Origin of the sequence: Nocardia carnea NBRC 14403, assembly GCF_000308515.1 — a bacterium.
Taxonomy (GTDB): domain Bacteria; phylum Actinomycetota; class Actinomycetes; order Mycobacteriales; family Mycobacteriaceae; genus Nocardia; species Nocardia carnea.
In genome coordinates, this window is the sequence record NZ_BAFV01000039.1 from 368277 (window position 1) to 382075 (window position 13799).

The following is a 13799-nucleotide window of genomic DNA, read 5'->3' on the forward strand; positions in this document are numbered from 1 at the left end:
CACGCCAACCCTATCCGGACACTGTTGTCCGGTACTTGTTACCGTAGGCCGAGGCCGCTCCCGCCGAGAGCAGTTCGCCGGAAGCCGGAGATACGGCCGGACCCCCGACAGCCGAAAGAATCGAGCCCCCCGCCCATGACACCGTCCGCGCCGGCACCGTCCCCGGATGACCTCGCCGCACTACGGCGCCGCTATCAGCACGAACGGGAACGACGCGTACGGCCCGACGGCGCCGGCCAATACCTCACCACCGATGCCGAATTCGGCTACTACGCCGCCGACCCCTACGTGGGTGAGACGGCGGAGCGTGCGCCGTTCCACGACACCGTGGACGTTGCCGTCGTCGGCGGCGGATTCGGCGGCATACTGGCGGGCGCGCACCTACGCGATCATGGCGTGGAACGAATCCGGATCATCGATACGGCGGGCGATTTCGGCGGCACCTGGTACTGGAACCGCTACCCGGGCATCCACTGCGATATCGAATCGCATGTCTACCTGCCCATGCTCGACGAGACCGGGTACGTGCCGGAATGGAAGTACTCCCCCGGCGAGGAGATTCGGCGCCACGCCATCCGGATCGCGGAGAAGTACGACCTGTACGCGGACGCCCTGCTCTCCACCACCGTCACCGATCTGACCTGGGACGACGACACCGAGCACTGGCTCGTGACAACCGACCGCGGGGACGTCTTCTCGGCCCGGTACGTCATCACCGCCACCGGCACCCTGACCGAACCGAAACTGCCGGGCATCCCCGGTATCCAGGATTTCCGGGGCCATACCTTCCACACCTCCCGCTGGGATTACAGCTACACCGGTGGCACTCCGGACGGTGGGATGACCGGACTCCGGGATAAACGCGTGGGCATCGTGGGCACCGGCGCGACCGGGGTACAGGTCGTTCCCATGCTGGCCGCGGATACCGCACACCTCTACGTCTTTCAACGCACCCCCACCACCGTCGACGTCCGCGCCAACCGCCGGACGACGGCCGCCGACGTCGGCGCGGACCGCGCAGGATGGGCCCGGGAACGCCGGGACAACTTCCTGCGCATCGTCTCCGGTGAAACGGCCGAGGAGGATCTCGTGGCCGACGGGTGGACGGCATCGGCAGAACTGCTGGAGAAGCTGTTGCCGAGCTTCCGGCGGCGCGGCGACCGCGAAACTTTCGAAGCCGCCTACGAAGTGGCCGACGCCGTCAAGATGAACGCTGTCCGCGAGCGCGTCCGGCAGACGGTCACGGATCCGGCGACGGCGGAAATACTCGCGCCCTGGTATCGGTACGCCTGTAAACGCCCCACGTTCTCCGACAACTACTATCCGGCGTTCAACCGCAGCAACGTCACCCTGGTCGATACGGCGGATTCGCACGGGATCGAGCGGGTCACCGAGAACGGCGTCGTCGTCGACGGTATCGAATACGAACTCGACTGCCTGGTCTTCGCCACCGGATTCTCCGTCGGTATCTCCGGTATCCGCTCCGGCAAGCTCCCGGTGCGGGGCCGGCGCGGCACCCTGCTGATGGACGAGTGGAAGCAGCACGGCACCCGGACACTGCACGGATTCACCAGCAACGGGTTCCCGAACCTGATCCATATGGGTCCCCAGCAGAACGCCAGTAGCGTCAATTTCACTCATATCCTGGATGAACAGGCCTGCCATGCCGCCGCCCTCATCGCGGCTGCGGAGACGGCGCACGCCCTCGTCGAACCGTCCCGCGCCGCCGAGGGCGCCTGGCTCGAAACCCTCGCGCAGGACGCGCCGGACCACGAGTGGTTCCACGCCGAGTGCACCCCCGGTTACTACAACCAGGAGGGACGTGGGCGTACCAACGGAGCGGGCGCTTATCCGCACGGCGCCTACGCCTTCCACGAACTGCTGCGGCACTGGCGGACAGAATCCATCGACGAAGCACTCCGGGCCAGGAAGTCCACCGGCGATCGTGCTCCGCGACCGGAACTGGTGACACGCTGACCCGAGCACCGTCCCCCCTTCGGGACCCTTCGATGTCCCGGCGCGGAAAACCCGCGAATCCCGGCGGCACCGGAATAGGGTGCATCCATGACAGCCGCGATCGATATCTCCGGTCTGGTGAAGAAATTCGGCCGCACTCGCGCCCTGGACGGCCTGGACCTGCAGGTCTCCGCTGGTGAGGTTCACGGATTCCTCGGTCCCAACGGGGCCGGTAAATCCACCACCATCCGCGTACTGCTCGGCCTGCTGCGCGGCGACGGCGGATCGGCGCGGTTACTCGGTGGCGATCCGTGGTCGCAGGCCGCCGAACTGCATCGCCGGCTCGCCTACGTTCCGGGCGATGTGAACCTGTGGCCCGGCCTCACCGGCGGCGAGGTGATCGATCTGCTCGGGCGGCTCCGCGGCGGCCTGGACGAGAGCAGACGCAAGGATCTGCTGGAACGTTTCGACCTGGACCCGACCAAGAAAGGCCGCACCTACTCCAAGGGGAACCGGCAGAAAGTCGCTTTGGTCGCGGCGCTCGCCTCCGATGTGGAACTACTACTGCTCGACGAACCCACGGCAGGCCTCGATCCCTTGATGGAGGCCGTATTCCAGGAATGTGTGGAGGAGGTGCGTCGGGCGGGCCGGACAGTACTGCTGTCCAGCCATATCCTGGCGCAGGTCGAGGCGCTGTGCGACCGGGTGACCATCATCCGGCACGGCCGGGCAGTGGAATCCGGGACGCTGACCCAGCTGCGTCACCTCACCCGGACCTCCATCGACGCCGAAACCCAGCGTCCGGCGACCGGACTGGACGAACTACCCGGCGTCCACGATCTGATCGCCGACGGCACCCGGGTCCGCTTCCAGGTGGACACTGCCGACCTGGGCGCGGTCATGGAACATCTGACGCCCTTCGGGATCCGCACACTGACCAGTCAACCCCCGACTCTCGAAGAACTGTTCCTCCGCCACTACGGCGACGAACTGGCGGCGGCGGGGGTGCCGGAATCGTGACCGTTCGGGATTCGGCCCGGTATGCGGGCACATTCACCGGTACCGGTGTCCTCACCCGGTTTGCGCTGCGCCGGGAACGCCTGCCGCTGGTGGCCTGGATCGTGGGCGGCACCCTGATCTACTGGTCGCAGGCGGTCGCGCTGGACGCTGCCTACCCGGAGCAGGCCGAACTCGATGCGCTCGCCGAGAGTTTGGGCAGTAACGCCGCGATGATCGCAATGGCGGGACCACCCCGGGTACTGAACACGGTCGAAGGCCAGGTCGCCTTCCAGTCCGCGGCATTCGGCATGCTGGTGGCCGGGCTGATGAGCATGTTCCTCATCGGCCGGCATACCCGATCCAACGAGGAATCCGGCCGCGACGAACTCATCCGGTCGGGTGTGGTGGGCCGCTACGCCCCGTCCTGCGCGGCGGCGGTGGTGACGGTGGTCGCGAATATCGTGCTGGGTGCGGCGATCGCTCTCAGCCTGATCGGTTACGGGCTCCCTGTCGCAGGCTCGATCGCGCTGGGGGTCGGCGCCACCTGCGCCGGGCTGGTGTTCGGCGCGGTCGCCCTGCTCGCGGCCCAGCTCAGCGCGAGTACCCGCACCGCCTACGCGATCACCGGCGCTGTCCTGGGCATCTCCTATCTGCTGCGGGCGGTGGGCGATGTCGGCAACGGCGTCCTGTCCTGGTTCTCGCCGCTGGGCTGGGGTCAGGCGATGCGACCCTACGACAATGAGATCTGGTGGCCGGCACTGCTGTCGGTGGTGGTCGCGACCGGAATCGGGGTGGCGGCGGCACGGGTGCTGGACCGGCGGGATTTCGGCGCCGGATTGCTGCCGCCCCGGCCTGGACCGGCGCGGGCGCCCGAAACCCTGCACGGCACATTCGGTCTGGCCTGGCGGCTGCAGCGCGGCGGCCTGATCGGCTGGTCGCTGGGTATGTTCTTCGGCGGCCTGGCCTTCGGCACGATCGGCGACGATGTCGAGGATCTGCTGGGCGAAATCGACCTGAATCAGGTACTCGGCCAGAACATGGGCAGCATGGTCGACGCCTTCTATGCGATGGCAGTGGCGATCCTGACGATCATCGGTTCGGCGTACACGATCTCCGCCGGTTTGCGCCCCCGCGGCGAGGAGACAGCCGGACATGTCGAACCGTTGCTCTCCACGCAGCTTTCCCGGCTGCGCTGGCTGGCCGGGCATGCGGTGATCATGCTGGCAGGATCGGCGATCGTCCTCGCGCTCACCGGGTTCGGGATGGGCCTCACCTACGGCATCCTGGCCGGTGATCTGTCGCAGGCGATCACGCTGACCGGCGCCGCGCTGACCTACCTCCCGGCGGTGTGGGTGCTCGGCGGGATCACCCTGTTCCTGTTCGGTTTCGCACCGCAGGCCACGGCCGCCGCCTGGCTGGCGATGGCCTTCTGCGTGGTCGTGCTGATGTTCGGCGCGACTTTGAAATTCCCCGGCCGGCTGATGAGCCTGTCACCGTTCGACAACATCCCACTGGTCCCGGCCCAGCCGTTCGACCTCGCCCCGGTTCTGATCACCCTGGCGGTGGCCCTGATTCTTTGCGCGGCAGGCGTGTTCGGCTTCCGCCGCCGCGACCTCGAAACCCACTGAAGACGAGGTCCGCCTCGACCGCCCGCGACCGGTCGAATTCGGCAGCGGCGACAGCTCACCTACACGTGCTCCGCGTTGGGTCCCTCGATATGGGCGGTGAGTCGCCGGTGGCAGTCCCGGCAGCCGCGCCGACGGTGTCCTGGGCGGCGGCCGGGTTGCCCGGCGTGCGGCCCACCGAAGGGCGGGCCCCGGTCCGGGGACTTCAGTGACCGCCGGTGAGTATCGGCGGGCTCGCGGGGAAGGTGACCGGTAGCGAGACCAGGGCTCGATGGAACGGGCCCGGCCGCCAGCGCAGTTCCGTCCGCGGTACGGCGAGCTGCATTTCCGGGATCGCGTCCAAGAGCTGGTCGATGGCATCGCGCACGATCATCAGCGCCACCGATTGGGCGGGACAGCTGTGCGGGCCGATACTGAACGCCAGATGCGACCGGTTGTGGGCGAGCCCGCCGGTATTGATCGCGGGGTCGTTGTTACAGGCGCTCATACCGATCAGCACCGGTTGATGCGCCGGTAGCCAGATACCGTCGATCAGGATGGGCTGACGCGGATAACTGATGCAGTAGTTCGCCAGCGGCGGATCGTTGAACAGCACCTCGTCGAGGGCATCGCGGGTGGACAGGCTGCCGTCGAGAACCGTGGCGGCGAAACGCTCGTCGGTGAGCATCAGTAGCAAGGTGTTCGAGATGAGGCTCTGCGGCGGTTCGGTACCGGCGCCGTACATCACAGCCAGCTGCTGGCGGGTCTCCTCGTCGCTGAGGTGAACCGGATGCTGCACCAGGCGGCTGGTGATATCGTCGCCGGGCCGCATGCGCTTGAGCCGGGCCAGCTCGAGCAGCGCATCGGCCTGCGTCGCATTCCCCGCTTCGGCGTCCACGGTGTCGAACATGGCCGCCAGTCCCTGTGCCGCCCGATGCCCGAGTTCGGGCGGGCAGCCGAGTATCGCGTTGAGGGTGGCGAAGATGAGCGGGGAAGCGTATTGGCCGACCACATCGCAATGTCCGTCCGCGCAGAACGAATTGATCAGCGAAATCGAGATCTCCTCGATGGTCGCGCGTAGTTCGTGCATATCGACACCGTCGATCGCCGCGACCGCGGCCGATCGATAGCGCGCCCGGTCGTGTCCCACGGTGCGCAGCGGGTTCGGGCGGTACTCCATCATCGGCAGCACCGGACAGTCCGCGCGTACACCCCGCTGCCAGACGCGCGGGTCGGCGGGGAAATGCTCGGGATCGTGCATGATCCGCACCGCGGTGTGGTAGCCGATCACCAGGGTGGCCGGAACGCCCGGCGCCAGTTCCACCGGAGCGAGCGAGCCGAAGCGTTCGCGCATCTCCCGGTAGACCTTGTGCGGATCGGCCGCAAATTCCTCGGTGTACAGGGGGATTCGCGGGCCGGCGGTATCCACGGGAGATCCGTGGGTCAACGGGACGCTGTCGACCGCGTCGTACCGATCAGTTTTCGCTGTGGTCAAGACATCACACTCCGAGGTTCGGGCGAATCGGTGAACAGTGCGGGTTCGCAGACCTATCCGCCGACTCAAACCTCCCGTTCAGCGACGTCCGCGACGAGCCATCAGCAATGAAGTTGTGCGTCGTACGCTACCGGCCGAAACGCTGCAGCACAGGCGATTGCCGGTGCTCATCGAAGAAGTTCGCCGCGCTATCGGCTCCCTACACCGGGTTCAGTGGCGGCGACGGTGGAAACACAACAGGCAAGGCCGCCAGGGCGCGGTGGAACGGCCCCTGACGCCAGGTGAGTCTGTCGGCCGGTACCGCCAGCTCGAGTTCCGGAAGCGCATCGAGCAATTGGTCGATCGCCGCTTCTACCACCACGTACGCGGGCGACCGCGCCGGACAGGCGTGCGGTCCGATACTCCAGGCCAGATGGGATCGGTTGCCGGCGAAATCACCGCCACGGATGGCCGGATCGTTGTTGCACGCGGCCAGACCGATGAGCACCGGCTGATTCGCGGGTAACCACGTATCGTCCACGAGGACCGGCTGCCGCGGATAGGTGGTGCAGAAGTTGGCCAGCGGCGGATCGTTGAACAGCACCTCGTCCAGGGCATCGCGCGTGGACAGACTGCCGCCGAGCATACTTCCGCCGAAACGCTCGTCGGTCATCATCAACAGCAAGGTGTTGACGATGAGATTGCGCTGCGGTTCGACACCCGAACCGTAGATGGTGCTCAGGTTGTACAGCGCTTCCTCGTCGTCGAGTTTCGCCGGATGGTGGATCAACCGTGAGGAGACATCGTCGCCCGGAGCCGCTCGTTTCTCGATGATGAGTTCCATCAGCGCCTCGGCGAGATGTTTCATCCCCCATTCCGCCTCGACGCCCTCGAACAGCGCCGCCACCCCCGCCGACACCCGCTGCCCCAGCTCCGGTGTACAACCGACCAGCCGGTTGAGCACCTCGAAGACCAATGGAAAGGCGTACTGGGTGACGAGTTCGGCTTTCCCCGATTCACAGAACGAGTTGATCAGCGGGACCGCGATCCGTTCCACGTCCTGGTGCAACTCGTGCAGGTCGATACCGTCGAGCGCATGGACATGGGCCTGTCGATAGCGCCTGTGCAGCTCACCGCTGCTGCGCAGCACGGTCGGGTTCCATTCCATCATCGGCCGGACCGGTGAGTCCGCCGGGATGCTGTTCTGCCAGGCGCGTGGATCCGCGGGAAACCGCTCGGGATCGTTGAGAATCCGCAGCGCCGTTTCATATCCGATCACCAGGGTGGCGGGCACTCCCGGGGCGAGCTCGATGGGAACCAGCGCACCGTGACGATCCCGCATCGCGGCATAGGCCCGATGCGGATCGTCAGCGAATTCCGCCGAATAGATGCTGTACCGCGGGACCACCCCTCCGGTGGGTTCGCCGTGGATCATCGGGCATTCGCTGTCGGTTGCGGTAACGACACCGGGGCGTAGTGCACGGGCAAGGACAGGACTCCAATCGAGGGAACAGCCGTTCACCGCACGATCCGGGCCCTGCTGGGCAAGTTCCCCGAACGCGCTGAGCGAACAGCTGTTTCGCAGACAAATCCGCCGACCCTACACCTCGTTCGGCGACCCTGCGCGACGAGCCATCGGCATGAAGTTGTAGGAATCCGCCCTGAGCACGGTACCGGTATCAGGACAAGTACACAGGCAATTCCTGATGTCCGTTGGAAACGAAACTCACCACCGGTTTCAGCTCGCCCGGTTCCACCGCCAACCGCATGTTCGGGAAGCGGCGGAACAGCGCCGGCAGCGCCAGTTCGCCTTCCATCCGGGCCAGCGGCGCGCCGATGCAATGGTGGGCGCCGTGCCCGAAGGCGATATGGTCTTTGACCGCACGCGCCGCATCGAAGGTATCGGTGGTGGCGCCGTGCACTTTCGGGTCACGACTGGCGGCCGCGTACGACGCGAGGATGGCTTCACCCTTACCGATACGCAGGCCCTCGATCTCGATATCCTCGACCGCGAAGCGCAGCGGCAGATGCGCGACGGGGGCCTGGTAGCGCAGTGTCTCCTCCACCACATCCGCCCAGCCGATCTCGCCGGCCAGCGCGGCAGCACGCTGCTGCGGATGGGTGAGCAGCGCGACGATGGCCTGATCCAGCAGGTTGACCGTCGTCTCGTGCCCCGCGTTGATGACCAGCATCAGCGTATCGATGATCTGATTCTCGGCGAGCTGCGAACCGTCCTCGTCCCGGTTCGTGATCATCACGCTGGTGATGTCGTCACCGGGATTCGCCCGCCGGTAGGCGACGAGTTCGGTGACCAGACCGTACATCTCGACATAGTTGGCCTGGGCCTCTTCCTGCCCGATGGTGGTATCGAAATACCGGTCGACACAGACCCGCAGGCCGGGGCCCAGCGTATCCGGAACCCCGAGCAATTCGGTGATCACCTGGATCGGCACCGGATAGGCGTAGTACTCCCGCAGATCGACAACCTCACCGGCCGGGACAGCGGCCAGGTTGCCGAGAAGTTCGGCAACCAATGCCTCGACCCGGGGCCGCAGGCCCACGGTCCGGCGATGGGTGAACGCGGGCGATACCAGTTTGCGCAGCCGCCGATGGTCGGCACCGTAGGCGGTGAACATATTCTCCACCGCGATCCACGGCAGCAACGGCCAGTCCGCGGTGATCTCACCGTTGGCGAACGCCGTCCAGTGCTGCCGCGGATCCTTCGACACCCGGGGATCCGCCAGCAAACTCTTCAGTACCGCGGCGTCGGTAACCGCCCAGGCCGGAACCTCGCCGGGCAGTTCCACCAGCGCCGCCGGGCCCTGGGCACGCAACCGGGCGGATTCACCGACGACATCGGCACCGGCCATATCCAGGACGATGGTTTCGCGTTCCAACGAACGTTCTCCTTAAACGGTATTCAGGGGCGGCGACGGCGGGAAGACGACCGGCAACGACGCCAGGGCCCGGTGGAAAGGCCCTGGGCGCCAGCCGAGTTCCTCGGACGGCACCGCCAGTTCCAGCTCCGGGAGCGCGTCGAGCAGCAGGTCGATCGCCCCCTGGACCACCACGAGCGCCGGGGACTGCGCCGGGCAGGTATGTGGTCCGATACTCCAGGCCAGATGTGACCGGTTACCGATATGGTCGCCGCCCCGGACGGCCGGATCGTTGTTACACGCGGCCAGGCTGATCAGTACCGGCTGGTGAGCCGGTAGCCAGGTGTTCTCCACGAGAATCGGCTGACGCGGATAGGTGGTGCAGAAATTCGCCATCGGCGGGTCGTTGAACAACACCTCGTCGAGCGCGTCCCGGGTGGACAGACTGCCGCCGAGCATACTTCCGCCGAACCGCTCATCGGTCATCATCAGCAGCAAGGTGTTGTTGATCAGGTTCTGCTGCGGTTCCACCCCGGCGCCGTAGAAGCTGATCAGATTCGACAGCAGCTCTTCGTCATCCAGTTTCGCCGGATGATGGACCAGCCGCGAGGTGACATCGCTCCCGGGATCGGAACGCTTCTGGAAGATCAGCTCCATCAACGCTTCGCTCAGATGGTTCATCCCCCATTCGGCGTTGACCGTATCGAACAGCGCGGCCATCCCGTTGGCGACCCGTTCCCCCAGTTCCGGCGTGCACCCGACCATCCGGTTGAGCACCTCGAAAACCAGCGGGAAGGCGTACTGCGTGACGAGATCGGCTTTCCCGGTTTCGCAGAACGAGTTGATCAGCGGAACGGCGATCCGCTCCACCGTCCGGTGCAACTCGTGCAGATCGATCCCGTCGATCGCGTGCACATACGCCTGGCGATAGCGCAGATGCAGATCACCGCTGTTGCGCAGCGCGTTCGGATACCACTCCATCATCGGCCGGATCGGCGAATCGGGCGGGATACTGCCCTGCCAGGTCCGCGGATCGGCCGGGAAACGGTCGGGATCGTTGAGAATCCGGACCGCCGCCTCATACCCGATCACCAAGGTGGCCGGAACACCCGGAGCCAGGTCGATGGGAACCAGCGACCCGTACCGGCTACGCATCGCGGCATAGGCGCGATGCGGGTCGCCGGCGAATTCCTCGGTGTAGAGACTGAATCGTGGGCCAACGCCTCCGGTGGGTTCTCCGTGGACCACCGGACTACCGGCGAACGGAGGTTGTTGCTGCGGAACCGGAGAATGCTGCGTGGTCAAAGACGAGACTCCAATCGATGGAACAGATATTCGACGAGCGTGATCAGCCCCTGCAAGCAGGTACGCCGATCCCGGGCGTCGAGCGCGACGAGCGGAGTGTCCTCGGTCAGGTCGAGCGCTTCACGAATCTCCGACAGCGGATAGCGATTCGATCCCTCGAACTCGTTGACCCCGACCGCGTAGGGCACCCCACGCTCCTCCAGCGTAGCGAGCACCTCGTCGGCCTTCTCGATCCGCCGGGTATCGACCAGCACCAGGGCGCCCAGGGCGCCCTTGGCCAGTTCCTCCCACAGCGGGATGAACCGCTGCTGCCCCGGCGTGCCGAAGAGATACAGCGCCAACTCGGGATTGAGTGTGATGCGCCCGAAGTCCATCGCGACCGTCGTCGTTGTCTTCGATCCCAGTCCGCCCAGATCGTCGATCCCGACGCTGGCCTCGGTGATGGTTTCCTCGGTACGCAGCGGTTTGATCTCCGAAACACTGCTCACGAAGGTGGTTTTACCGACGCCGAAATTACCGGCGACCAGCAATTTCACCGACCGGGTCACCGTCTCCGCAACGTAGTCGACCGCGCGGCCGTAATCCGCGGACCGATCAGGCCGGGAGAGCACGGAGCCCATTGAGTACCTCCTCGAGCAGGGCGATCTCCGGCATGATCTCCGCCGGGGTCGGGATATTCAGGTGTCCGCTGTCCAGCAGATCGGAGACGACGATCGTCACCACCGACGGCGGCAGGTCGAGATACGCGGCGACCTCCGCGATCGACAGGGCACCACGAGCGCATACATCGACCACTCGGCGCGCGTCCGGAGTGGCGCCCGGCGCCGGGTCCGATACGGCGACGACAAGCGTCACCAGACCCAGCTCGCGGGTCGGACGCGAGCGCCCGCCGGTCCGCACGTAGGCACGGACCAGGTCTGGGTCACGCCGCGACCGGCTCATTGCAGATCGCCGCCGTGTGCGCCTCTGCGGGGCTCACTACCGAGCTCGTGGCCCACCCGGCCGGCCAGCTCGTTCATGCGATGTGCGATGAGACCCACATCGATATCGGTCATGGTCGCCACGCCGAGCAGCGCGCCCTCGCCGGCGGCGGTGATCATGATCATGCCCTGGTCGTATTCGGTCATGTTCTGCCGTACATCGTTTCCGGTGCTGCCACAGAACTCTCCGAGCGCCTTGCCCAGCGAGCGCAGACCCGAGGCCGCGGCCGCGAACCGTTCGGCATCGTCTTTGGCGATACCGGCAGAATGCGCGATACGCAGCCCGTCCTCGGAGAGCAGAACGGCGAATCGGACGCCGGGAACCTCGAGATCGTCCAGTAACCAGCCCAGTTTATTGGTGCTGTCTGATACCACTGTCCTCGGTGAACCCATCAGGATGTCATCCCTTCGGTGTTTTCGGATGCGGCGGCTCGGCCGCTCTTGGAGCCGCTCTGCCAGGCGGCGGCGATATCGGGGCGAGCCTGCCCCTGTTCGGTCCTGGATTGCCCGGACAGACGATCGTTGATATCCGCGGGTACGGCCGCGGCACGGCGGCGCCGCCTGGGCAGACCACCGCTGGTGATGTCGTGCACGGTTGTCCGCTGTTCGGTGCCGGTGTCCTCGGCGGATTCCGCCGAGGACCATTCGCCGGGCGCCGGCGCTTCGGCCGCGGCGGGTACCGCGGCATGGGCGCCGGTCTCGGTGGCGGCATGCGCACCACCCCGAGCCGACATCGTGTTGCCGGCCAGGGCATTACCGTTACCACTCGATACCGCGGAGGCCTGGCCACCGGGTACCGCAGCGAGTTCCCGGGGGGCCGGGCCGCCGTTGGAGAGAGCGTCGTTGTCGTTATCGGCCTTTGGAGCGACCAGCAGTGCCTCCGGAATGTAGACCATGGCGCGCATACCGCCGTAGGCGTTCGGGCCGTCGATGTAGACGGTGAACCCGTAGCGGCGAGCGAGGGCGGCGATGCCGGGGAAACCGACCTTGGGGGCCGGGCCCAGCTGGTGGATATCGACCGTGCGTTCGTTGGCCAGAACCTGGCGCGACTCCTCCATCTGCTCGGCGTTCATCCGCACGCCGGCGTCGTCGACGATCACGGTCACACCGTGATGGCCTTCCTGGAAGGTGACGTCGACGAACGAAGTGGGCGGCGAATAACGCAGGGCGTTGTCGATGAGCGAGGCCAGGGTGTGCACCAGCGGTTCCACCGCGCGGCTGATAACGACGCGGTCGAGCTGGGCGGGCCGTACGCGCAGGTAGTCGCGCACACGACCGGTCGCGCCGCCCACCACATCGGTGAGCGACTGGGCGGGCCACCGGCGGCCGGGCAGGCCACCACAGACGATCACATAGGACTGGGCCTGGCGGATCATCTGCTGCACGGTGTGGTCGATACGGATGAGGGTCTCGTACACGCGGTCGTCACGGTGTTCACGCAGCGCGGCGCTCACCACCTGACTGACGTCGGCGCCGAGGCTCACCACCGAAGTCCCGAAGGAACGCACCGCCGCGCTGGTCGCTTCGCGGGCAAGCGATTCGGAGCGTTCGCGGCCGCTGTCGGCCTCGGTGCGCACGCTCTGCTCGGCCGCGGCGACCGCGGCGCGGGTTTGTTCTTCGGTTTCGCGGGTGACGGTTTCACGGGTTTCGCTCTGGACGGTGCGCAGATCTTCGGAAACCCGATCGAGGATCCAGCGCAGGCACTGCGCGAAGCGCGAGTTCTCGAGTCCCGGCGGGACTTCGGGACCGACGGCGGTCTGTTCGAACCGGCGTACGGATTCCGATAGCGCGGGCAGTGTGCTCGCGGCGAGATGTTCGAGGGCATCTTCGCGAACGGCCAGCTCCCGCTCGAGTACGGAGAGACGCTTCTGTTGTTCGCGCACGGCCCGAACGGCGTACCACGCCACGCCGAGCACCAGTAAGGTGGCGAGGATCCAGGGAAGCAGCACGGCGGTATTCAGATTCATCAGCTTTCTCGTCGTTGACGGGGCTCGAGGTGCGCCACGCGGTGCCGTGGATGCCACGGCGCTTCGTCTCGCCTTCCTCGCGACGCCGACCATGTTCGCCCCTGGCCGGATGAGGTCCGCGCCGGGCACCAGCGGTCCGGTCGGTGACATATCCCTTAGACACTTTCGGCTACTCGAAAGTAACTAAGGGACAAGTCATTCGGCCGTTCGCTGACCATCGGAGCACATCCTCGATGGCCCGGAACCCGACGACTCGCTCACAGTAGCAGCATTGACGTGAACTCTCTCAATAACGGTCGATAATCGATTGTCACCGATCCGTGATAGTGCCGGGACCTCGTAGAATGCGGAAAGGCATTGCGCGGGTGAAGATCACGAACTCGATTCCTCCCCCGAGACCCCCGTGATCTCACGCGTGCCACAGCCCACATCGCACGACTGTCCCCTATCACCAGCGACGGAGCGGAAACCGGACCGGCCGGTCGGCGATTGGCAACACGCGCCGAAAATTGATATCAGGGTCTCGACCGAATCCCCGGCCGTACAGCCGACACCGGAGACCGTCCGCACAGAAAACAATAATGCCGCGCTACACAATCCCGCCCGTTCACAGAACTCGGCCGCCGCCAATATGCCCG

The 13799-nt window shown here is 66.1% G+C and carries 11 protein-coding genes; 3 read left to right on the forward strand and 8 right to left on the reverse strand.

Annotation, left to right across the window (positions count from 1 at the left end; translation table 11 throughout):
* The first annotated feature begins 135 nt into the window (after positions 1 to 135).
* The 3 genes from ON22_RS14600 to ON22_RS14610 all read left to right on the forward strand — a co-directional run bounded on the left by ON22_RS14600 (position 136) and on the right by ON22_RS14610 (position 4583).
* On the forward strand, positions 136 to 1977 hold the full coding sequence (locus tag ON22_RS14600; RefSeq protein ID WP_033241683.1) for a flavin-containing monooxygenase: 1842 nt from the start codon (positions 136 to 138) through the stop codon (positions 1975 to 1977).
* Positions 1978 to 2064: 87 nt separating this feature from the next.
* Entirely contained in the window at positions 2065 to 2976 is a 912-nt protein-coding gene (locus ON22_RS14605) for an ABC transporter ATP-binding protein (RefSeq protein ID WP_033241682.1), read from the forward strand.
* Complete coding sequence (locus tag ON22_RS14610; protein ID WP_051157623.1) at positions 2973 to 4583, forward strand: ABC transporter permease; 1611 nt, start codon at positions 2973 to 2975, stop codon at positions 4581 to 4583. Before ON22_RS14605 ends, ON22_RS14610 begins: the two co-directional genes overlap by 4 nt.
* Positions 4584 to 4785: 202 nt before the next feature.
* On the opposite strand, the gene ON22_RS14615 is transcribed toward ON22_RS14610, so the two are convergent.
* The 8 genes from ON22_RS14615 to ON22_RS14650 all read right to left on the reverse strand — a co-directional run bounded on the left by ON22_RS14615 (position 4786) and on the right by ON22_RS14650 (position 13161).
* On the reverse strand, positions 4786 to 6054 hold the full coding sequence (locus ON22_RS14615) for a cytochrome P450 family protein (protein WP_033241681.1): 1269 nt from the start codon (positions 6052 to 6054) through the stop codon (positions 4786 to 4788).
* A gap of 199 nt (positions 6055 to 6253) precedes the next feature.
* Positions 6254 to 7468: a cytochrome P450 gene (locus tag ON22_RS14620; RefSeq protein WP_033241680.1), complete on the reverse strand. Its 1215-nt coding sequence runs from the start codon at positions 7466 to 7468 to the stop codon at positions 6254 to 6256.
* Between the two features lie 244 nt (positions 7469 to 7712).
* Complete coding sequence (locus ON22_RS14625; RefSeq protein ID WP_033241679.1) at positions 7713 to 8930, reverse strand: cytochrome P450 family protein; 1218 nt, start codon at positions 8928 to 8930, stop codon at positions 7713 to 7715.
* Between the two features lie 12 nt (positions 8931 to 8942).
* Positions 8943 to 10214 carry a cytochrome P450 gene (locus ON22_RS14630; RefSeq protein WP_033241678.1) on the reverse strand — a complete coding sequence of 424 codons (1272 nt, stop codon included), beginning with the start codon at positions 10212 to 10214 and terminating at the stop codon, positions 8943 to 8945.
* Complete coding sequence (locus ON22_RS14635; RefSeq protein ID WP_051157624.1) at positions 10211 to 10834, reverse strand: GTP-binding protein; 624 nt, start codon at positions 10832 to 10834, stop codon at positions 10211 to 10213. The genes ON22_RS14630 and ON22_RS14635 overlap by 4 nt, the downstream gene beginning before the upstream one ends.
* Positions 10809 to 11156: a DUF742 domain-containing protein gene (locus ON22_RS14640; RefSeq protein ID WP_033241677.1), complete on the reverse strand. Its 348-nt coding sequence runs from the start codon at positions 11154 to 11156 to the stop codon at positions 10809 to 10811. Before ON22_RS14640 ends, ON22_RS14635 begins: the two co-directional genes overlap by 26 nt.
* On the reverse strand, positions 11153 to 11587 hold the full coding sequence (locus ON22_RS14645; RefSeq protein ID WP_051157625.1) for a roadblock/LC7 domain-containing protein: 435 nt from the start codon (positions 11585 to 11587) through the stop codon (positions 11153 to 11155). The genes ON22_RS14640 and ON22_RS14645 overlap by 4 nt, the downstream gene beginning before the upstream one ends.
* Positions 11587 to 13161: an ATP-binding protein gene (locus ON22_RS14650; protein ID WP_033241675.1), complete on the reverse strand. Its 1575-nt coding sequence runs from the start codon at positions 13159 to 13161 to the stop codon at positions 11587 to 11589. Before ON22_RS14650 ends, ON22_RS14645 begins: the two co-directional genes overlap by 1 nt.
* Positions 13162 to 13799 lie beyond the last annotated feature (638 nt).